Source organism: Pseudoalteromonas sp. (assembly GCF_041613455.1).
Classification (GTDB): Bacteria; Pseudomonadota; Gammaproteobacteria; order Enterobacterales; family Alteromonadaceae; genus Pseudoalteromonas.
This window is the reverse complement of sequence record NZ_JBFJHD010000042.1, coordinates 1-19,767: the sequence shown is the minus strand read 5'-3', so window position 1 is coordinate 19,767 and position 19,767 is coordinate 1. Positions and strand designations below refer to the sequence as shown.

Below are 19,767 nucleotides of genomic sequence, written 5' to 3'. Positions count from 1 at the left end.
GGCACCGATATTAATGAGTTTATTAATATTGTTGGCAAAAACCTCAATAAAACTATCATCATTGACCCTAACGTACGTGGCAAAGTAAATGTGCGTAGTTACGAGTTAATGGATGAAGAGCTTTACTATCAATTCTTTTTAAATGTATTAGAAGTTTATGGCTATTCGGCCATTGAAATGGACAATAACATTATAAAAATAGAAAAAAGTTCTGATGCTAAAAAGTCTAATGTGCCGCTTATTAGTGAAGACAGCCAAGCTCGTGGTGACATGATGATAACCCGTGTTGTACGGGTAAAAAATGTGAGTGTACAAGAGCTTGGGCCATTAGTTCGACAATTTAGCGATCAAAAAGATGGCGGTCATGTTGCTAACTTTAATGCTGCAAACGTGATGATGCTAACAGGGCACGCCGCATCGGTTAATCGTTTAGTGGAAATTATTCGCTCCGTTGACCAAGCCGGTGACAAGCGCGTTGACATTGTAAAGCTTAAATTTGCCACCGCTGATGATGTGGTATCTGTGGTCGACAATATCTATAAAGACAGTGGCAAGGGCAGTGTTCCCGAATTCTTAATTCCTAAAATCGTAGCCGATGGCCGTACTAATAGTGTGATAGTCAGTGGTGAAGGCCAAGCGCGTAGCCGCGCAATTGAGCTTATTAAACGCTTAGATGGTGAGCTTGAAAGCCAAGGTAATACCAAAGTGTTTTACTTAAACTACGCCAAAGCAGAAGATTTAGTTAAAGTGCTGCAAGGGGTGAGTAAATCAATCACCGAAGATGCTCAAGGCAGTGCCACCAAAACCCGCAGTCGGAGTAACAATGAAACCAGCATTGAAGCACACCCTGACTCAAATTCGTTAATTATTACGGCGCAACCCGACACAATGCGCTCGCTTGAATCGGTTATTGAACGTTTAGATATTCGCCGCGCGCAAGTATTGGTTGAAGCTATCATCATTGAAGTAATGGAAGGTGATGGTATTAACTTTGGCTTGCAGTGGATTTCAGAGCAAGGCGGTATGCTGCAATTTAATAACGGCACGACTGTTCCGGTGGGATCGTTGGCGGTCGCGGCTGAGCAAGCCCGTGACAAAAAAGAGCAAAAAAATATTATTGGCTCAGAGACAGGTACAGTCACCACTTATGAAGAAACCACCGATGGTGATTATGGCCCATTAGCGTCTCTGCTAGGTGGTATTAATGGTCTTGCCCTTGGGGTTATAAAAAATGACTGGGGCGCAATTGTGCAAGCAGTATCGACCGACAGTAATTCAAATATTCTTGCGACGCCGTCTATTACCACTATGGACAATGAAGAAGCGTCCATTTTAGTGGGTCAAGAAGTGCCAATTATTACTGGCTCACAAACCGGTAGTAATAATGCCAACCCATTTCAAACGGTTGAACGCCAAGAAGTGGGTATAAAGCTTAAAGTCACGCCGCAAATTAATGATGGCTCAGCAGTGCAATTGACCATAGAACAAGAAGTGTCGAGTGTAAGCGGGGCCACTGCGGTTGATATCTCGGTTAATAAACGCGCCATAAAAACCACCGTCATGGCCGATGATGGCGGTATGGTCGTACTGGGTGGCTTAATTGATGAAGACGTACAAGAAAGTGTGTCTAAGGTACCGTTACTTGGTGATATTCCTATTTTAGGCCATTTATTCAAATCAACCAATACTACGCGCCGTAAACGTAACTTGATTGTCTTTATTCGCCCCACCATTATTCGTGATGGAGTGAGTATGAATAAGCTCAGCTTTAATAAATATAACTTTATTCGTGGTGAGCAGTATAAACAACAGCAAGATGGTATTGAGCTAATGCCGATGAGCGATGCACCTATTTTACCCGAGTGGAATGATGAGCTAATACTGCCTCCTACTTATGAAGAGTATTTGCGTAAAGAAAATGCACAAGAGCGTAAAGATGACTAACGCGAACCATGAGATAAACCAGGGCGAGCTTCATGCTAATACACTTGAGCCCGGTGAGCTATTAACCAATGAAGACCTAGTTGAATTACCCACTAAGCGCTTACCCTTTTCGTATGCGCGGCGTGCGGGCGTTTTACTGAGTAAAAACAAAGAGCAGCGCACGGTATATTATCGGGGAGAACTCGATATAGAGGTACTGCTGGAAGTGCGCCGTATTGCCGGACATGGTTTTACCCTTGAGCAGCTAGCCGATGATAAGTTTGAACAGTTACTCGAAGCTTCGTATCAGCGCGATAGTTCAGAAACGCAACAAATGATGGAAGACATCGGTAACGAAGTCGATTTATTTTCCTTAGTTGATGAGCTGCCACAAACAGAAGACTTACTCGCCGGCGACGATGATGCACCGATTATCAAGCTGATTAATGCCATGTTGAGTGAGGCAATTAAAGAAGGCGCGTCCGATATCCATATCGAAACCTTTGAGCAAGAGCTACTCATTCGCTTTCGGGTGGATGGGGTGCTTAAAGAAGTGCTGAAACCGAACCGTAAGTTAGCCTCACTATTAGTGTCGCGGATTAAAGTCATGGCGAAGCTCGATATTGCAGAAAAACGTATCCCGCAAGACGGTCGTATTAGTTTACGTATTGCTGGGCGTGCGGTTGACGTGCGGGTATCGACCATGCCTTCAAGCTTTGGTGAGCGTGTAGTACTACGTTTATTAGATAAAAATAATGCGCGACTCAATTTAGAAGATTTAGGCATGACCGCGCAAAACCGTGAACTGTTTGCCAGCTTAATTAGCAAACCGCACGGCATTATTTTAGTAACGGGCCCTACCGGGTCGGGTAAAAGTACCACTTTATATGCGGGTATGAGTCAAATTAACTCGCGCGATCGGAATATCTTAACCGTTGAAGATCCGATTGAATACGAAATTCCAGGTATAGGGCAAACCCAAGTTAATACCAAAGTAGGTATGACCTTTGCTCGAGGCTTACGGGCTATTTTACGTCAAGATCCCGATGTGGTGATGGTAGGTGAAATACGCGACCTAGAAACCGCACAAATCGGCGTGCAAGCGTCACTTACCGGTCACTTAGTGATGTCGACGCTGCACACTAATACGGCTTCGGGTGCTATTACCCGTATGGAAGATATGGGCGTTGAGCCGTTTTTACTGTCATCTTCATTGTTAGGCGTGTTATCGCAACGCTTAGTGCGCACCTTGTGCAATAGCTGTAAAGAAGAACATGTTGCCGATGAGCGAGAATGCCAACTACTTGGAGTGCCGTTTGCAAGCAAGCCAACCATTTATCGTGCTGTAGGCTGTGAAGCGTGTAACTTTAATGGCTATAAAGGCCGTACCGGTATTCATGAGTTATTAGTGGTCGATGAAACCATACGTGAAATGATCCACAATGGTAAAGGCGAGCAAAGTGTAGAAAAATACATTCGCAAGCTGAGCCCAAGCATTCGTCAAGATGGTTGTAGCCGTGTACTCGCGGGTAAAACAACCCTTGAAGAAGTGTTGCGCGTTACCCGTGAGGAAGGTTAACAATGGCGGCGTTTGAATATCGTGCACTAGATGGTCGCGGCAAAGAAAAAAAAGGCATTTTAGAAGCCGACACAGCCAAACAGATCCGCCAAATTTTACGTGAGAAAAAACTAACTCCACTTGAAGTGGTGCCCGCTGCGCAAAGCGATAAACAAGTGAAAGGTCAAAAAGCGCCGTTGTTTGGTAGTTTTTTTAAACCCAGTATTTCTACTGCAGAGCTGGCGCTTATCACACGGCAATTGGCGACGTTAATTCAGTCGGCGTTGCCGGTTGAAGGGGCCGTAATGGCTGTGGCAGAGCAGTGTGAAAAGCCCCGTTTAAAACGTATGTTAATGTCAGTGCGCTCCAAAGTCGTTGAAGGGTATACGCTTGCCGATGGTATGAGTGAGTTTCCCCATGTGTTTGACGATTTGTATCGTGCCATGGTGGCCGCAGGGGAAAAGTCAGGGCACTTAGATCAAGTACTTAATCGACTCGCAGACTATACCGAGCAGCGCCAATATATGCGCAGCCAAATTACCCAAGCCATGGTGTACCCAACTATTTTGGTGGTGTTTGCTATTGCTATTGTGTCGGTATTACTGGGTACTGTGGTGCCTAAAATACTTAAAACATTTGAAAAAACCAAGCAAGTATTGCCGTGGACCACTGAATGGGTGATGGCAGGCAGTCATTTTGTGCAAAATTATTGGTTTATTAGTTTAATTGTGATCACCGTGTTAGCCGTTGGCATTAAACATGCGTTAAAACAGCCAAAAATTCGTTTTTGGTGGGATGATAAAGTGCTGCATATGCCGGGCATTGGCAAAGTGTCGCGCAGCATTAATACCGCACGTTTTGCCCGTACCTTAAGTATTTTATCGTCAAGCTCCGTGCCATTACTGGAAGGTATGCGAATTTCGGGTGATGTACTGATCAATGAAAAAATTAAAAAAGCAGTGGCCGACGCCGCTGACAGAGTCAGTGAAGGGGCGAGCTTAAGAGCGGCCTTACAACAAACTAAGTTGTTTCCACCGATGATGCTGCATATGATTGCCAGTGGTGAAAAATCGGGTGAGCTGGAGCAAATGCTAGAGCGAGCGGCTAATAACCAAGATCGTGAGTTTGAAAGTATGGTGAATGTATCGCTAAAACTATTGGAGCCTGCAATGATAGCGTCTATGGCTGTTATAGTGTTGTTTATCGTTATGGCAATTTTACAGCCTATAATGGCCATGAATAAAGCGGTAGGGCTTTAACGTAATAATAAGCAACTGGTTTACTAAACCAATCATTGTTTAATGTTTTTGGAATAAAGAGGTAATAACATGAAGAAACAATCAGGTTTTTCTTTGCTAGAAGTAATGGTGGTACTGGTGATCATTGGCATGATCATGTCAATTGTGGCACCTAATATTATGGGCCAACAAGAAGAAGCCGCTATCGATAAAGCGCACTTAGATATTCAGCAGCTCGAAGATGCAATGAGCCTTTATAAGCTTAAAAATAAGAGCTACCCAACCACAGAGCAAGGTTTGGAAGCGTTGGTTAATAAAACCACGATAGAGCCCATCCCCAAGCGTTTTCCTGAAGGCGGTTTTATTAGTAAGTTACCCGAAGATCCATGGGGTAACAATTACCAGTTAATTAGCCCAGGCGAGATTGGTAAATTTGATATTTTTTCTTTAGGCCCAGATGGCGAAGCGGGTACTGAAGATGATATCGGCAACTGGGATGAAGAGCAGCAATAATGTGTATGAATCACGGCTGTTTGTTATACGTTAACCCTCGAGGCTTACTATGCGAGTAAGCCTCGAGCAAGTGCGTGGCAATAGCCGTGGTTTTAGTTTAATAGAAATTTTAGTGGTATTAGTGATTATCGCTTTTGCCACCAAAATGGTGGTATACAGCTTAGAAGGCTCAGCGGAAGAGGAGCTCGACACGCAAGCGCTTAGGCTACATACCACCATTAATATGGCGGCAGAGTTCGCGGTGTTAAATCAAGTGGAGCTGGGTTTTCACCTGGCAGAAGATGTTTTTGAGTTTTTAGTGTTTGACGGCGAAAAATGGATTACTTTCGACAGAGAAGCACTCTTTGAGCCCATAGATATTGATCCACGTTTAAAGCTCACCCTTAACTTAGACGATTTAGCCTGGGCTGCAGATAACTTACTTGAACAAGCTAATTGGCGTGAGCTGATGAGCGGCGACGAAGACAGTTTATTAGAACTTAAAAAACTAAAAATTCCGCAAGTGCTTATATTATCCTCGGGAGAAGTAAGTGCTTTTCAGCTAACACTTGAGCTAAAAGCGCAAAGCGAGCCTGTTTATTTTATTGAAGGTGAGTTTACTGCGCCAGTTAATTTACGCCGAGAGCCAGAATAATGCAGCATGCTAAAGGGTTTACCTTACTTGAGGTGTTAGTGGCATTAAGTATTTGTGCGATGGCCGGCATTGCGGCTATGCAAGCAACCAGTGAGCATATACAGCACCTATCAACGATTGAAGAGCAAACCTACGGGTCGTGGGTGGCCGAAAATATTTTAGTTGAGCAGCGCACTAAAGGTGAGCAATGGCAAGCTAAAGATGGCCTACGCGGTAGTGAGATAATGGCGGGCGTTGAATGGTTTTGGCGTCAAGATATCCAGCCGACGGCAGATAAAGAATTTGTAAAACTAACCATTAATGTATTTAGTGATGAAAAATATGAAAACTCAGTTTATGAGCTTGCTACTTACTTAAATAAAGGTAAAAAATAAGTGAAGCAGCGCGGGTTTACGTTACTTGAAGTGATGGTAGCATTAGGCATTTTAGCCTTTGTAATTATGGCGACACATCAAATATTAGATACCACTACCCGCGCCAAAGAAGCCTCAGACGATAAAATTGCCGAGTTAAACGCGCTGCAAACCACCTTTAGATTGATGGATCAAGATTTTAGCCAAATGACCCAGCGTAGCGTGCGCAATGAAGCGGGGGATGTGCAGCCCAACTATGTTATTGCTGGGCGCTATGTTTTAGAAAGCCAATATGATGGTATCGGCTTTGTGCGCGATGGTTGGATAAACCCAATTAATTTATTGCCACGCTCCGAACTACAAGCAGTGGGCTATCGCGTGATCGATGATAATTTACAGCGCGTTTATCGCGTGTATGTCGATCAGTTGGATAACATGGAGCCACGCGTACAAGTGGTGTTAAAAAATATTGAAGAGCTTAAGTTTGAATTTTTAGATGATAACAATCAGTGGCAGAGTCAGTGGGATATTAAAGGGCTGCCAAAAGCGGTGGCGGTTACCTTACAGCAACAAGATGCAGAGCCAATTAGGCGGGTATTTTTAGTGCCTGGACTCGGTAAGGAAGTGCTGCACGACAGCACCGCAACTCATACTGACAGTCAAAACGATACAGCCTCAGAGCAAGCTGAAAAGGGGCCGTAATGCAGTATTCTTCATCGCGCGGTGCCGCGTTAGTGATTGTGTTGTTTATTGTTGCTTTAGCCTCAATTTTAGCGGTTGAAATGAGTGCTAACTTAATGTTGCAAGTACAAAAAAGTAGCAACTTACAAGGGCATCAACAAGCGAAATGGTACGCCTACGGCGCTGAGCAGCTGGCTATTAAAGCGCTGAAACAGAGCAAACAAGATGACCCTGATAAAACCACGCTTGAGCAAATATGGGCGCAGCAAGGTGATGTAGAATACCCCGTTGAGCACGGCACGCTGAGTGGCAAAATAACCGATTTACAGGCGTGTTTAAATTTAAACGCGCTTGCGCAACAACCCGATGCCAATAGTGCCAGTAAAACCAATTCGGCACATAAAGCCTTGTTTGCGTTATTAGAAAATATAGAAGATTTACCGGCCGATGAATCTGAAGAAGCAATGGCGGATAGCGTATTTGATTGGCTCGATGCGGATAGCATTACCTATCGTTCAGGAGCTGAAGAAGGTGAATACTTATCAAGGCAGTTCCCTTACATGACAGCCAATAGTTTGTTTGCATCGCCATCAGAACTGCGGCTAGTTAAAGGCTTTAATCCGCTAGTAATGGAAAAGGTGCTGCCCTATGTATGTGTTATACCCGGCAGTACATTGTTATCTATCAATGTGAATACCTTAGCCGCTGAACAGGCGCTAATTCTCAGTGCGTTAATTGACGAACTGAGCTTATCGGGTGCCGAAGCAGTGATTGCGGCACGCCCGCAAGCAGGGTTTGAAAGCATAGAGGCTTTTTTTGAGCAAGTACAGCAGCAAGGCGGGCAAAACGTTAAAGCGGTTGAAACGCTGTTTAGTATTAAAAGTGAATATTTTAAATTACAGACGCAGGCAAAATTTGTCGACCTGCGTTTTTCGATGACCACATTACTCCACGCCAAAGATGGTGAAGTAACGGTACTGGCGCGAAAATTTGGAGGCGTACAGTGACAGAAATATTGTTGATCCGCACGGGTCAAACCGAGCAAGACTTAGTTAATTGGTTAATATACTCACCACAAGAACAACAAATAATAGCCAGTGGTGAGCTTACCAATGCCAGCTACTTAAGTGAGCTTGACGAAAAGGCACAAAGCCGTGAGGTGGTGGTACTATTACCTTGCGATCAGGTGCAGCTTAAAACCGTGGTATTACCGACGAAATGGAGCCGTAAGTTAGAGCAAGCATTGCCCTATATGCTTGAAGAAGACGTTGCCTGCGACATAGATGAGTTATTTATTGCCGTTGGTGAACCTGTCATGGTTGATCAGCAACATGCGGTGCGTGTTGCTATGACAGACAGAGTATGGTTTGAGCAATGGTTAGCCTTATTTGCAGAGCATAACTTATCGGTATATAAAATATTACCCGACGCGTTATTATTGCCCTTAGCTGAGGACGGGGCGGTAACGGCTATCGAGCTTAATAATCAATGGTTATTTAGGCACGGAGTATGGCAAATAAGTGCGGTTGAAGGCAGCTGGTTAAATGGCTACCTTACGGCATTAGATAACCCCGATATACAACACTTTAGCCCGGCCGAGCAATTTCCTGAAACGGTCAATTTACATGCGCAAACCAGCGCCTATGAGTTGCCGCTAGCCTTATTTGCCCAGCAATTAGACTCAGTTAAGTTTAACCTGCGCCAAGGTGCCTACCAACTGAAAAAGAAAAGCTCACTGTGGTGGGGATATTGGAAAAATGCCGCAGTGTTGGCAGCAATCGCGCTAGTTTGTTCTATAGGAATTAAAGCGTTAGAGCTACAGCAATTAAATACACAACTAGAGGCCGCAAAGGCGCAAGTGGTGGCGCGTTATCAAGCCGCTTTTCCAGGCACTAAAGTACGGCCACATTTGATAAAAAGCCAAATTAAAGGCGCGCTGGCAAAGGTACAAGGCTCAAGTAATGGTGGTTTTTTAGCACTTAGTAGCGAGTTAGTGGCGGTATTTTCACAAGTAAATGGCTTTACGGCTGAAACACTGCGCTATGACAACCGACGTAATGAGCTGCGTATTCGTGCTCGAGCAAAAGACTTTCAAACCTTTGGTAAAGTTAAAGCAATCCTTGAACAACAAGGGGTCACGGTTGAGCAAGGGTCGTTAAATAACGATGGTGACTTTGTGGTTGGTGAAATAAAACTGCGAGGTGCAGTATGAAAAAGCAGTTAACACAATATTGGCGTTCACTTAAAGAGCAAGAGCAGCAATTAGTGCTCGTTGCGGCGGTTATCTTTGTTATTTTTGTTTTAGTTATGGGGATATTTAGGCCGTTAAATAACGCGATAGAGCGTGCGGAGCAGGCGCAAGTGAAACAACAGGCGTTGTTAGCCTGGGTTGATGAAAGCATCGTAAAGCTAAAACAGGCTGGCAATAGTCAAGTCGCGAGCAATCAAAACATCAGTCAAATAGTGAACACCACGCGTGGCCGTTATAATATTAATATTAGCAAAATGCAGCCGAGCAGCAATTCGTTACGGTTAACGCTCGATTCGGTAGAGTTTAATCGCTTAATAGCGTGGTTAGACGAACTGGTTAATCAATATGGCTTAAAAGTTGAAAACTTAGATCTCAGCCGTGATGATAAGTCGGGTTATGTACGCGTTAGCCGCTTAGTACTAGAGAACTAATTAATGAAAAAAATAATAATTTTATCGATCGTTTTTTTACTCAGTTTTATTGTCTTTTGCATTGTTAAGCTGCCGACTGTGGTAGCGCTCGATTTAGCGAAACCTTATTTACCCAAAGAGTTAGCAATAGGGCAAAGTGCCGGTACCGTATGGCAAGGGCAGATGATCCAGGTACGTTATCAAGGTGAGCAGCTGAATAACCTGCGCTGGGATATTGCAGGGTGGTCGCTGTTAAGCGGTAAATTAACTGCTAAAGTGAGATTTGGCGACCCGCGTGAACGTGCAGATATTTCGGGGTATGCAGACATTAGTGTGGGGTTATTTAATCACCAAGTGAATATAAGCAATGCCGTAGTGCGGTCTACCGTAGAAAGAGCGATGCAGCGTTTGCAGCTGCCGTTACCAGTCACAGCCAAAGGGCGAGTCATTTTAGAATTAGTTGAGTATAGTTCTGGCAACCCCTATTGCGACATGCTAAAGGGGGAAATAGCGAGCCCCGACATCGATGTACAAGGCTTAAACGGCTGGTTTAATATTGGCCCGCTCGCGGGTAATCTCAGTTGTAAATCGGGTGATGTGGCTATTGTGGTAGACCCAGATAACCGCTTAGGACTAGAGGCCGATGCCACGCTGAAAGCTAACCTTGATTTCAAAGTATTAGGCTATGTAAAGCCCGATGCAACCCTTCCTAAAGATGTTCATGATGCGGTTAAATTCCTCGGTCGTCCAGATAGCCAAGGGCGTTACCCGCTCAATTTTTAATGTTTAATAAGTAAGAAGTTTTAATGCAAATACCCCAGTTTACTGAGCTGCATGCTACGCAGCTCAGCACATTTTTAAGCACGCAGCCACAGGCAATGACACTCGCGCAAAGCCAAGGATACCTCTTTGGGGTAATTTGCTCGCCAGAGCCACTTGAGGTACATCAATGGCTAGACACCATAGTACCTAATTTAGCTAACGATTTAGATGAAGAAGTGCTGTTTTTGTTTATGGCGTTATATCATCAAATAAGCGAGCAAGTATTTGAAGTGGGTTATAAATTACCAGCAACGTTTAGTGCTGATTATTGCCAAAATTGGAGCCGTGGCTTTTTAACCGCAAGCAACGAGTATACGCAAAAACTGCTGAATGCTGAGGCGTTAGCGCTAGAGTATAAACAAGCACTAGAAACTGCCCAGGCTACCTTGAGTTTTTTCGCACTTGATAGTAGTACCCTAAGCCAAATTGCTGCGCAAAACAGCATTGACGAGCAACAACTTTACCTGCAGCAATATGAGTTAATGGGAGATTTTGCACTAGGCTTTGCAGAGCTGGTGGAAATTGTGGCACTTAATAGCGGTTTATATACCGATGAAGGATGGGACGATTAAGCGGCCATCTCAGGCGCTTTACTGATTTTAAGCGCCTATCTCTAAAATAATGTCGGTGCAGCCTTGCTTACATTTAATAACCCCTTTCCCCGGCTCGCTGGTGGCCAAATCTAAGGTTAGCACTCCCTTACACTTTTCACAGTGCAGCGTCTTACCTTGTGCTAATTTTTTTAGCATATTACGCTGCTGCTGAAATGAATCATTGGCTTTTTTATTGAGTCCTGAAAAGTCCATTACTTGGCTCGCTTTTGTGCTAATGATTCGGCAGCTATTTTACATACCGTATTTAAACGATCGGCGTAAAAATACAAGTTTAGATCACGTTCGCGGCAATAACGTAAGTGAAATAACTGCACGGAATCGTCTGTGGTGAATGTTTTTTCGACATACTCGCGTTCTGATTCCGATAATGATAATTGTGCGCTAATGTTATTTTTTGTCATTTGCGCCACAGGACCACGATTAACTTTACTTGCTTCACTTATGAAACTCACTCCTTCTCCTAGTAAGCGCTCTCTAGGCTCTTTTACCAGAGGATGATCAATGGTAAAAAACGCAAGTACCACAATGATTAAAATAATAAATTTTTTCATAACGCGATGATCTTTGATCCAAATAACATAAAGCGATGTTGCAGTGTAATAAAATGCATTTGAAAAGCAAGTAACTACGGCGAATAAAATATTAGCAATCTATGCCAGTAATTTTAGCCAATATTGTTATAATGATTAGCAGCAGTTAGGTATTTCTGAAATATCTGAAAGTATTCAATACTTGGTTTCAGTGACTTTTTAGCAAGTACTGTATATAGCTGAATTTTATTTCCAAGCGGCGTTGAGGAACTTCGATGGACAAGCAAATTAAAGTGAAAAATATACCGGTTGAAGTGAAGATTCAACAACCCGATGCAAGTCGGCAACACGATCGTTTCAATCCCCGTAATCGTATTTACGTGCGCGCCGTTAAAGGGCTGCATCAGTTACTAAGACAGCGGATTGGTTTTTTAGGCTTATTGGCCTTTATGCTATTACCTTGGCTCAACTTTAATGGCCAGCAAGCGGTACTATTTGACCTGATCGGTCAAAAGTATAATATTTTTGGTTTAACCTTATGGCCACAAGACTTTACCATTTTAGCCTTTATTTTTATGTTGGCTGCGTTTGCGCTGTTTTTGGTGACCACCTTCTATGGGCGGGTGTGGTGTGGCTATACTTGCCCGCAAACGGTGTGGACCTTTACTTTTATTTGGTTTGAAGAAAAACTTGAAGGCACCGCTAATCAGCGTAAAAAACTTGATCAACGGCCAATGGATTTTGATAAATTTTGGCGTAAAACAGCCAAGCACACCAGTTGGGTGGTTTTTTCTTTATATACCGCCATTACATTTGTGGGTTACTTTACCCCTATACGTGAGTTACTTCCCGATTTTGTTACCTTTAATGTGGGTGGTTATGCACTGCTGAGCATTATTTTCTTTGCAGCCTGCACCTATGGTAACGCCGGTTGGATGCGCGAAATTATGTGTTTGCATATTTGTCCTTATTCTCGCTTTCAATCTGCAATGTTTGATAAAGATACTTATACCGTGGCGTATGATGAAAAACGCGGAGAAAGCCGTGGCCCGCGGTCACGTAAGATAGCGCATGAAGATTTAACTCAGGGCGACTGTATTGACTGTCACTTATGCGTACAAGTATGCCCGACGGGCATTGATATTCGTAATGGTTTACAAGCCGAGTGTATTAACTGTGGTGCCTGTATAGATGCCTGTGATGGGGTAATGGATAAAATGAACTATCCCCGTGGCCTGATTTCGTATACCACCGAGCGCAACCTTGCAACCCCCGATAATAAAACCAACCCATTGCGACCAAAAATAATTGGTTATATTGTTATTTTAGTTATTTTAAGCAGTGCGTTAGTGGCTAATATAGCCCTTAGAAAGCCAATGGACTTTGACATAATACGCGACCGTAATCAGTTATATCGTGTTGACTTTGAGGGCCTGGTAGAAAACACTTACACTTTAAAAGTGATTAATAAAGCGCAGTATGAACAAACGTTTACCATTAACGTAACGGGACTCGACAATTTTAAATACTTGGGCCAGCAAAGGTTTACGGTAAATCCTGGGGAGTCATATAATGTACCATTATCGTTAGTGATGGATCCGTATGACTTAGCAGCACCTATTACCGAATTTAGCTTTGTCCTTGCACCGCTCAATGAGCCTGACAATAGCATAGAGCGCTCGAGTAACTTTTTTAAAGCACGATAACTAATTAACAAAAGCGGGAATATCCCGCTTTTATTTTATATAAGAGGCGTATGAGTAAATTTAGTTTTATTGATTTAACCCCCGATCTTATTCTTGATGCGATAGAAAGCGTTGGTATATATGTAGAGTCTGGTTTGTTGGCGTTGAACAGCTACGAAAATAGGGTCTACCAATTTGTTGCAGAGGGTGGCAAGCGCTATGTGGTTAAGTTTTACCGCCCAGAGCGTTGGAGCAAAGCGCAAATTCAAGAAGAACATGACTTTGCGTTTGAGCTCGCGGAAGCTGAAGTGCCGGTCGTTGCGCCTGTGCTACACAATGGACAAAGCTTGTTTGAACATCAAGGTTATTTATTTACTTTATTTCCCAGTGTGGGTGGGCGATTATTTGAAGTAGACAACTTAGATCAGCTTGATGTGTTGGGGCGTTTAATTGGTCGCATGCATCAAGTAGCTAAAACCAAAGCGTTTACGCAGCGGCCCACTTTGACCTGCGAAGAATACTTACATACAGCAAAAGTTCATTTGCAAACAAGTAACTTAGTGCCTATGGGGCTCAAAACGGCCTTCTATACCATTTTAGATTTAGTGATCGACCAAGCGCAAATACAATATAACAACGTAGACACAATTCGCTTACACGGGGACTGTCACGCGGGTAATATATTATGGGCTGGGGATGCATTAATGTTTGTTGATTTAGATGATAGCCGCCAAGGACCTGCAATTCAGGATTTATGGATGATGCTCAGTGGCGATCGACAAACGCAGCTGTTACAGTTAGACACCTTAGTCACCGCGTATGAAGAGTTTTGTGATTTTGATCACGCACAACTTAAGTTAATAGAGCCGCTACGCGCGATGCGTATCATCCATTATATGGGATGGGTGGCAAAACGTTGGAGCGATCCGGCATTTGTGCGGAACTTTTCATGGTTTGCAGAAGACAAATACTGGGAGCAACAAATTTTAGCGCTTAAAGAACAGCTTGCCGCATTGCAAGAAGCGCCATTAAAATTATTGCCATAATATTTTTATAAAGATGAAATGAGACACACATGTTAAAAAAGCTAAAATTAAGTCTACTTCTTATTTGTTTACCCTTTGCAGCGTTGGCGGCAAATTTTGAAGCAGATAACCAATACACAGTTATTAATGTAGAAAAAAGTAGTTCACCGCAGGTAACCGAGTACTTTTCATTTTACTGCCCACACTGCTTTCAATTTGAACCGGTAGCAAAAGCTATTGAAGCTAACCTACCAGACGGGGCGGTATTTATAAAAAATCACGTTAACTTTTTAGGCGGTGTTTCACCTGAGTCACAAAGTAATTTAAGCTTGGCGTATTTAGTTGCTAAAAAACACGGTCAGGAAGATCTAATCACCGAGAAAATTTTTAACAGTATTCATGTGCAGCGCGCACCGTTAACCGATATAAAAGACCTAAAACAGTTACTAGCGCTAAACGGCATTGATAACGAAACGTTTAATCAAGATATTGCAAGCCTACCGATTATTTCAGCAGAGCGTGCGATGCAAGAAAAGCAGCAAAAATATTCAAAATTAGGTGCACTAACAGGCGTGCCTACATTTATTGTTAATGACAAATATAAAATAAACTTAAATACCATCAAAAGCCAAGCCGAGCTTGATGAGCTAGTTACGTTTTTACTTACACTATAATTTTTTTGGAGTTTTATAATAATGATAAAATTAGTTAAAGCAGGCTTAGTTGCATTATTACTGCCGCTATCAGCAAGCAGTTTTGCTGCAAGCTACGAAGAAGGCGTTCATTACGATGTAGTATCTGAGCGCGCCACAAGAAAACCAGAAGTTAAAGAGTTTTTCTCATTTTACTGCCCTGCTTGTAATAATATGGAAGCTGTGATTGCTGAGATTAAACCTAAGCTTGATAAAAACGTAAAGTTTAAAAAGAGCCACGTTGATTTTGTTGGCGTACGCGATAGCGAGCATCAACAAATGATCAGCCAAGCATTAGCAACAGCTGAAGTGTTACCACAAAAAGATAAAATTATTGCAGCGCTGTTTAGCCATATTCATACTAAGCGGGCTAACTTTAATGAATTAGCCGACGTAAAAGACGTGTTTGTAGCGCAGGGTGTGGATGGCGAGAAGTTTGATAAATTATTTAATAGCTTTTCAGTACGCACCTTAAGTTCAAAAATGAAACGCGACCAAGATTACTTTAAAGATAAAGGGGCACTGCGTGGTGTACCGACTTTTATTGTTAATGGTAAATATAAATTAAATTTAGGTCGTGACTCGGGTATAAGCACGCCAGAAGATATCACTAAATTAATTAACTATTTAGCTAATAAGTAATAGCGGCTAAATAAAAAAGCTCCTGAGGGAGCTTTTTTTGTGTCTGCGTATTGGCAATAGATGAGCTAACCCATTAATTACTTTCTTTGTAAGAAAACACCTGACTCAATATGGTGGGTGTAAGGGAACTGATCAAATATTGCAAAGCGTTTAACTTCATGCGTGCGAGTTAAGTGATCGAGATCGCGCTCTAGTGTGTCGGGGTTACACGAAATGTAAATAATATTTTCGTAGTTAGCCACTAAATCGCAGGTCAGTGTATCCATACCGGCTCGAGGGGGATCAACCAAAATGGTTTGGCAGTCGTAACTTTTTAGATCAATTCCCTCTAACCGAGAAAAAGTGCGTTCACCGTTCATTGCTTGGGTAAATTCTTCGCTCGACATACGAATAATATCTAGATTGTCTACTTTGTTTTGCGCAATATTGTATTGTGCAGAATGCACCGACGACTTTGATATTTCGGTAGCGAGTACTTTATTGAACGAACCCGCTAACGCAATTGAAAAGTTACCATTGCCACAGTACAACTCTAATAAATCGTTGTTAAGCGGTTTACATAACGCTTGTGCCCACTCTAACATCTTAATATTTACTTTAGCGTTAGGTTGGGTGAAGCTGTTTTCTACTTGCTGATATATCAGCTCTTGGCCATTAACGGTTAGACGCTCTGTAACAAAGTCATCACCTAGCACTTCTTTTTGTTTGCGGGCACGGCCAATAAAGTCAATTTTGTATTGGCTACTCAGCTTTTCTTTCAAGGCGTTAATTTCAGTTAGCCATTGTTCATCAAGCGGCTTGTGATAAAGCAAGCTGACTAAAATTTCCCCGCTGAGTGTTGATAGGTAATCTATTTGAAATAGCTTACGACGTAAAACGTCGCAGTGTTTAAGATTTTCCATCATGATTTGCATGATTTCGCCAATCAGAGGGGCGGCAGGGTCAAAGGTATCTACGCGTATTTTCTCTTTTGTGGCTTGATCAAACATAATATGAAACAGATCATCGCCGTCGTGCCACACTCTAAATTCAGCGCGTTGGCGGTAGTTAGTCGGCTCTGAGCTAAATACTTCTAGCTGCTCCACACCAAAACGTTGAAACTGTGCACTGATACGCTGCTCTTTTTCACTTAACTGCGTTTGGTACTGTGTGGTATCTATTTTAATAACTGCCATTAACGCTACTACCTTATCTAAGATCTGTTTATCGGCGCTATTGTAGGGGGCGCTGCGTATTTGTCTAGTTTTGGCTAGAATTAATGCTGTTTTTTTGTGCGCTTAACTTTAGTTTTATCCGTGATGGTCGATAATAAACTACGCATGCTTAGGAGACAGTTCATGAAAATAGCTAACTACGGTTTCACGCCAAACAGCAATATTAATAAATTCAATAACAAAGCAGATATTCAGCAACCTACCATTACGTCTCCTCAAGATAGTTACCAGCAAAGAGGCAGGGAGCTGGCAGCAAAAGTGCTGGGCGATAAAATGGCCGAGCAGCTTGGTTTACCGATTGCAGAAAAAAAAGCCGATAAACCCTTATTTGATGTTGATGAAATAGTAAAAAATGTGCTCGACTTTGTCACTAGTGCAGTTAATAAGGCAAAAGCAAACGGTGCCGATGATGAAAAACTCAAAGGTATGTTAGGCGACGCGCGTAAAGGCGTACAAATAGGGATTGACGATGCCGTAAATGAACTCAAAGACAGCGGCGTATTTAATGATGAGATGGCCGACGGCATTAAAAAATCGCAACAGGGCATTTTTAACGGTCTCGACAAATTTGAACAAGCGCTTTTCAATCCTCAACCAGGCAGTGTAATGATAAGCCAAGCTCAATATGCGGCTATGCGCAGTAATGCGCAATATAATTTTACCACTGCTGAAGGTGATGAGGTGAGTATCAGTTTTGCTGACGCTGTTGAAGTTCAATCGGCAACTGGTTATCAGCAAAGCGGTGATAGTAAGTCGTTTGCAATGACTACTGCACAATCTCGCCAGGTGTCTTTTTCAATGTCAGTCAACGGCGAATTAAATCAACACGAGCAAGATGCGATAAATGCAATGATGGAAGACTTACAAAATGTCAGCTCAACATTTTTTGCTGGCGATTTAGATAAAGCGTTTGAACACGCGCAAGAGCTAAACTTAGCTAGTGAGCAGCTGGTGGCTTTTTCTATGGACTTGCGTCAAACAAAAACAGTTGCCACAGTTAAGAGTTACCAACAGTATAAGCCGGCTCCAGAAAAAGCAGTGGCACAAACATTAGCCCCGTTTAATGACGAGTTAAAAACTGTACTGCAAACAGCAGAGGATCTTGGGTTACAAAATCAACTGGCTGGGATCATCCAGTGGCTAAATCAAGATCAACCAGCAATCGATAAGCTCATTGCTTACACTAAGTCGATGTTCGAGCACTTAAATCAACTACATTCAGCGGCAGATGAACTCGCTAATTTAGCAGAGTAGTAAAGCTAAACTACTTTCTTTTATAAAAACTGCATGGCAAACTGCCGTTGTTAAGGTTAAGTGGGAACAGTCGTTTGTCAGCACACATTATGGTATTTGATTCAGGTATAGGGGGAACCACGGTACTTGAACATATTCAGCAAAGTATTCCGCATGCTCAATACAGCTACTTTATGGATAACGCGCTACTGCCTTATGGTGCTCAGTCACAGCAAACCATCATTAATCGTTTATCGGCGTTGATTTACTTTATTGAGCAGCATGCACTGAATGTTGACTTGATTGTCATTGCCTGCAACACAGCTTCAACCTCTGCATTGAGCGCAGTACGGCAAATTACGACCATTCCTATTGTTGGAGTGGTGCCGGCCATTAAGCCCGCGGCGCAAATAACTAAGTCAAAGCATATTGCATTACTTGCCACACCGGCAACGGTATCAAGCTCTTATACCGATACTTTAATCAACGAACATGCTACTAATAGTAAAGTTAGCTTATATAGTAGTGTCGCGCTTGTGGCATTAGCAGAGCAGTTCTTTTTTACACAAAGTTTAGATAGCAACAAATTACATAGCGAACTAGCTCGACTTAATATAGATAGCAGCGTTGATGTATTGGTATTAGGTTGCACTCACTTTCCAATTTTTGCTGAGCAAATTAGCCAATACTTTCATGGTAAAGTCACCTTGTTAGATTCAGGGGCCGCCATTGCTAAGCGGGTGAGTTATTTACTTAAGCACAGTGAGCCAATGGTTGTTGATAAAGCGGATACAAAAAAGCCGCTGCAATATTATGCAACGGCTCGTGTGTCGAGTAATAAGTTAGCGGTAAAGCTAGTTACACTGATTGATCCGACTCAGTTCGAAAAGAGTTAGAATCATCTTCTTGCTTTTGTTTCGCTTCACGTACTTTTAAAGTACGTTGTTGGAACTCACTGTCGTTCAATTTAGCAATTGCATTGTCTGCATCAGCTTGCGCCATTTCAACAAAACCAAAGCCACGACGTTTGCCAGTATTCTTATCCTTTAGTAAGCGCACGTTGAACACTTTGCCTTGCTCTTCAAATAATGCACGGACTACACCTTCATTTGCACGATAGGGAAGATTGCCTACATAAAGAGTTTTTGTTTTTACTTCGGCTTCTTCAGTGCTTTCAGATGACATAGCGGCAATAACAAGTCCACCAATTAATAAACCAACACCAAATAACAGTGCCGCATCTAGTGCTAAGCTTGCAAGTGCAAATTTAACGATAACAAAACCAACTACAGCAAGAACAACTGAGAGGATAAACGCTTTTTGATCGGGTAATTTCATTTTGATCTACCAATAAACAGGAAATAAACATTAATTTAACATTGTGAACTTGCTATCTTAACGCCTAAATTGAACATAGCAATGAAATTTATAGAAAATAATAAAGAACGGCACAAAAAAGCATCATAATATAGCGTCTTTTATGCTGTTTTTACGGTTTTTGTTTGAATTTTGCGCGAACAGTAAAAAGATCGAAAAAAAGTGTTGATCTGATTTCGGATCTCCCTATAATGCGACCCCACTGAGACGGGAAAGGCCAACGCATAGCGAGGCACGAACAACTCACAGAGTTAAGTAAAACTTCGGTTTTAAATCTTCTTAAAAGAAACTTTAAAATTAAGTGTTGACTCGAAAAATAATGGGTGTATTATACTCATCCCTAGCGACACGGTCGCTACGTTCTTTAACAAT

The 19,767-nt window shown here is 42.4% G+C and carries 22 protein-coding genes; 18 read left to right on the top strand and 4 right to left on the bottom strand.

The window, feature by feature from the left end; translation table 11 throughout:
• The 12 genes from gspD to ABYB02_RS06470 form a co-directional block, all read left to right on the top strand.
• A partial coding sequence (gene gspD, locus ABYB02_RS06525) for a type II secretion system secretin GspD (RefSeq protein ID WP_372761655.1) occupies positions 1–1,944 on the top strand: 1,944 nt, incomplete at its 5' end.
• On the top strand, positions 1,937–3,502 hold the full coding sequence (gene gspE, locus ABYB02_RS06520; RefSeq protein ID WP_372761654.1) for a type II secretion system ATPase GspE: 1,566 nt from the start codon (positions 1,937–1,939) through the stop codon (positions 3,500–3,502). The genes gspD and gspE, both read left to right, overlap by 8 nt.
• Before the next feature lie 2 nt (positions 3,503–3,504).
• Positions 3,505–4,740, top strand: a complete 1,236-nt coding sequence (gene gspF, locus ABYB02_RS06515) for a type II secretion system inner membrane protein GspF (RefSeq protein ID WP_372761653.1) — start codon at positions 3,505–3,507, stop codon at positions 4,738–4,740.
• A gap of 69 nt (positions 4,741–4,809) precedes the next feature.
• Positions 4,810–5,232, top strand: coding sequence for a type II secretion system major pseudopilin GspG (gene gspG, locus ABYB02_RS06510; protein WP_372761652.1), 423 nt, complete (start codon positions 4,810–4,812; stop codon positions 5,230–5,232).
• Between the two features lie 49 nt (positions 5,233–5,281).
• Entirely contained in the window at positions 5,282–5,866 is a 585-nt protein-coding gene (gene gspH, locus ABYB02_RS06505) for a type II secretion system minor pseudopilin GspH (RefSeq protein WP_372761651.1), read from the top strand.
• Positions 5,866–6,240, top strand: a complete 375-nt coding sequence (gspI, locus tag ABYB02_RS06500; protein WP_372761650.1) for a type II secretion system minor pseudopilin GspI — start codon at positions 5,866–5,868, stop codon at positions 6,238–6,240. Before gspH ends, gspI begins: the two co-directional genes overlap by 1 nt.
• The gene (gene gspJ, locus ABYB02_RS06495; protein WP_372761649.1) at positions 6,241–6,921 is read left to right on the top strand and encodes a type II secretion system minor pseudopilin GspJ; all 681 of its coding nucleotides are present in this window, start codon (positions 6,241–6,243) and stop codon (positions 6,919–6,921) included.
• Positions 6,921–7,907 carry a type II secretion system minor pseudopilin GspK gene (gspK, locus tag ABYB02_RS06490; RefSeq protein WP_372761648.1) on the top strand — a complete coding sequence of 329 codons (987 nt, stop codon included), beginning with the start codon at positions 6,921–6,923 and terminating at the stop codon, positions 7,905–7,907. Before gspJ ends, gspK begins: the two co-directional genes overlap by 1 nt.
• Positions 7,904–9,112 carry a type II secretion system protein GspL gene (gene gspL, locus ABYB02_RS06485; protein WP_372761647.1) on the top strand — a complete coding sequence of 403 codons (1,209 nt, stop codon included), beginning with the start codon at positions 7,904–7,906 and terminating at the stop codon, positions 9,110–9,112. The genes gspK and gspL overlap by 4 nt, the downstream gene beginning before the upstream one ends.
• A complete protein-coding gene (gspM, locus tag ABYB02_RS06480; protein ID WP_372761646.1) occupies positions 9,109–9,582 on the top strand; it encodes a type II secretion system protein GspM in 474 nt (157 codons plus the stop codon). Before gspL ends, gspM begins: the two co-directional genes overlap by 4 nt.
• Positions 9,583–9,585: 3 nt before the next feature.
• On the top strand, positions 9,586–10,344 hold the full coding sequence (locus ABYB02_RS06475) for a type II secretion system protein N (protein ID WP_372761645.1): 759 nt from the start codon (positions 9,586–9,588) through the stop codon (positions 10,342–10,344).
• A gap of 23 nt (positions 10,345–10,367) precedes the next feature.
• Entirely contained in the window at positions 10,368–10,955 is a 588-nt protein-coding gene (locus ABYB02_RS06470) for a UPF0149 family protein (RefSeq protein ID WP_372761644.1), read from the top strand.
• A gap of 27 nt (positions 10,956–10,982) precedes the next feature.
• On the opposite strand, the gene ABYB02_RS06465 is transcribed toward ABYB02_RS06470, so the two are convergent.
• Together ABYB02_RS06465 and ABYB02_RS06460 are read right to left on the bottom strand one after the other, a co-directional pair.
• The gene (locus tag ABYB02_RS06465; protein WP_372761643.1) at positions 10,983–11,189 is read right to left on the bottom strand and encodes a hypothetical protein; all 207 of its coding nucleotides are present in this window, start codon (positions 11,187–11,189) and stop codon (positions 10,983–10,985) included.
• Positions 11,189–11,548 carry a hypothetical protein gene (locus ABYB02_RS06460; protein WP_372761642.1) on the bottom strand — a complete coding sequence of 120 codons (360 nt, stop codon included), beginning with the start codon at positions 11,546–11,548 and terminating at the stop codon, positions 11,189–11,191. Before ABYB02_RS06460 ends, ABYB02_RS06465 begins: the two co-directional genes overlap by 1 nt.
• A gap of 254 nt (positions 11,549–11,802) precedes the next feature.
• On the opposite strand from ABYB02_RS06460, the gene ccoG reads away from it, so the two are divergent.
• From ccoG to ABYB02_RS06440, 4 genes are read left to right on the top strand one after another with little or no spacing between them, the layout of a single operon-like run.
• Positions 11,803–13,233: a cytochrome c oxidase accessory protein CcoG gene (gene ccoG / locus ABYB02_RS06455; RefSeq protein ID WP_372761641.1), complete on the top strand. Its 1,431-nt coding sequence runs from the start codon at positions 11,803–11,805 to the stop codon at positions 13,231–13,233.
• A 50-nt stretch (positions 13,234–13,283) separates the two neighbouring features.
• Complete coding sequence (locus ABYB02_RS06450) at positions 13,284–14,258, top strand: serine/threonine protein kinase (protein WP_372761640.1); 975 nt, start codon at positions 13,284–13,286, stop codon at positions 14,256–14,258.
• Between the two features lie 29 nt (positions 14,259–14,287).
• Positions 14,288–14,911 carry a thiol:disulfide interchange protein DsbA/DsbL gene (locus ABYB02_RS06445; protein ID WP_372761639.1) on the top strand — a complete coding sequence of 208 codons (624 nt, stop codon included), beginning with the start codon at positions 14,288–14,290 and terminating at the stop codon, positions 14,909–14,911.
• 21 nt (positions 14,912–14,932) lie between these two features.
• Positions 14,933–15,571, top strand: coding sequence for a thiol:disulfide interchange protein DsbA/DsbL (locus ABYB02_RS06440; protein WP_372761638.1), 639 nt, complete (start codon positions 14,933–14,935; stop codon positions 15,569–15,571).
• 77 nt (positions 15,572–15,648) lie between these two features.
• Here the strand turns inward: ABYB02_RS06440 and trmA are convergent, their stop codons facing one another.
• Positions 15,649–16,746 (bottom strand): tRNA (uridine(54)-C5)-methyltransferase TrmA, encoded by a 1,098-nt coding sequence (gene trmA / locus ABYB02_RS06435; protein WP_372761637.1) that lies wholly within the window; start codon positions 16,744–16,746, stop codon positions 15,649–15,651.
• A gap of 162 nt (positions 16,747–16,908) precedes the next feature.
• Between trmA and ABYB02_RS06430 the strand changes: the two genes are divergently transcribed.
• Together ABYB02_RS06430 and murI are read left to right on the top strand one after the other, a co-directional pair.
• Positions 16,909–18,039 carry a DUF5610 domain-containing protein gene (locus tag ABYB02_RS06430; RefSeq protein ID WP_372761636.1) on the top strand — a complete coding sequence of 377 codons (1,131 nt, stop codon included), beginning with the start codon at positions 16,909–16,911 and terminating at the stop codon, positions 18,037–18,039.
• Between the two features lie 74 nt (positions 18,040–18,113).
• The gene (gene murI, locus ABYB02_RS06425; protein WP_372761635.1) at positions 18,114–18,914 is read left to right on the top strand and encodes a glutamate racemase; all 801 of its coding nucleotides are present in this window, start codon (positions 18,114–18,116) and stop codon (positions 18,912–18,914) included.
• Here the strand turns inward: murI and ABYB02_RS06420 are convergent.
• A complete protein-coding gene (locus ABYB02_RS06420) occupies positions 18,877–19,356 on the bottom strand; it encodes an RNA recognition motif domain-containing protein (protein ID WP_372761634.1) in 480 nt (159 codons plus the stop codon). The two genes, murI and ABYB02_RS06420, sit on opposite strands and share 38 nt — an antisense overlap.
• Between the last annotated feature and the right edge of the window lie 411 nt (positions 19,357–19,767).

What these genes read in the sequence shown, in the direction of transcription:
- gspE (WP_372761654.1), top strand. Translation starts at nt 1,937, where the DNA reads ATGACTAACGCGAACCATGAGATAAACCAGGGCGAGCTTCATGCTAAT.
- gspF (WP_372761653.1), top strand. Translation starts at nt 3,505, where the DNA reads ATGGCGGCGTTTGAATATCGTGCACTAGATGGTCGCGGCAAAGAAAAA.
- gspG (WP_372761652.1), top strand. Translation starts at nt 4,810, where the DNA reads ATGAAGAAACAATCAGGTTTTTCTTTGCTAGAAGTAATGGTGGTACTG.
- gspH (WP_372761651.1), top strand. Translation starts at nt 5,282, where the DNA reads ATGCGAGTAAGCCTCGAGCAAGTGCGTGGCAATAGCCGTGGTTTTAGT.
- gspI (WP_372761650.1), top strand. Translation starts at nt 5,866, where the DNA reads ATGCAGCATGCTAAAGGGTTTACCTTACTTGAGGTGTTAGTGGCATTA.
- gspK (WP_372761648.1), top strand. Translation starts at nt 6,921, where the DNA reads ATGCAGTATTCTTCATCGCGCGGTGCCGCGTTAGTGATTGTGTTGTTT.
- gspM (WP_372761646.1), top strand. Translation starts at nt 9,109, where the DNA reads ATGAAAAAGCAGTTAACACAATATTGGCGTTCACTTAAAGAGCAAGAG.
- ABYB02_RS06475 (WP_372761645.1), top strand. Translation starts at nt 9,586, where the DNA reads ATGAAAAAAATAATAATTTTATCGATCGTTTTTTTACTCAGTTTTATT.
- ABYB02_RS06470 (WP_372761644.1), top strand. Translation starts at nt 10,368, where the DNA reads ATGCAAATACCCCAGTTTACTGAGCTGCATGCTACGCAGCTCAGCACA.
- ABYB02_RS06465 (WP_372761643.1), bottom strand. Translation starts at nt 11,189, where the DNA reads ATGGACTTTTCAGGACTCAATAAAAAAGCCAATGATTCATTTCAGCAG.
- ABYB02_RS06460 (WP_372761642.1), bottom strand. Translation starts at nt 11,548, where the DNA reads ATGAAAAAATTTATTATTTTAATCATTGTGGTACTTGCGTTTTTTACC.
- ccoG (WP_372761641.1), top strand. Translation starts at nt 11,803, where the DNA reads ATGGACAAGCAAATTAAAGTGAAAAATATACCGGTTGAAGTGAAGATT.
- ABYB02_RS06450 (WP_372761640.1), top strand. Translation starts at nt 13,284, where the DNA reads ATGAGTAAATTTAGTTTTATTGATTTAACCCCCGATCTTATTCTTGAT.
- ABYB02_RS06445 (WP_372761639.1), top strand. Translation starts at nt 14,288, where the DNA reads ATGTTAAAAAAGCTAAAATTAAGTCTACTTCTTATTTGTTTACCCTTT.
- ABYB02_RS06440 (WP_372761638.1), top strand. Translation starts at nt 14,933, where the DNA reads ATGATAAAATTAGTTAAAGCAGGCTTAGTTGCATTATTACTGCCGCTA.
- trmA (WP_372761637.1), bottom strand. Translation starts at nt 16,746, where the DNA reads ATGGCAGTTATTAAAATAGATACCACACAGTACCAAACGCAGTTAAGT.
- ABYB02_RS06430 (WP_372761636.1), top strand. Translation starts at nt 16,909, where the DNA reads ATGAAAATAGCTAACTACGGTTTCACGCCAAACAGCAATATTAATAAA.
- ABYB02_RS06420 (WP_372761634.1), bottom strand. Translation starts at nt 19,356, where the DNA reads ATGAAATTACCCGATCAAAAAGCGTTTATCCTCTCAGTTGTTCTTGCT.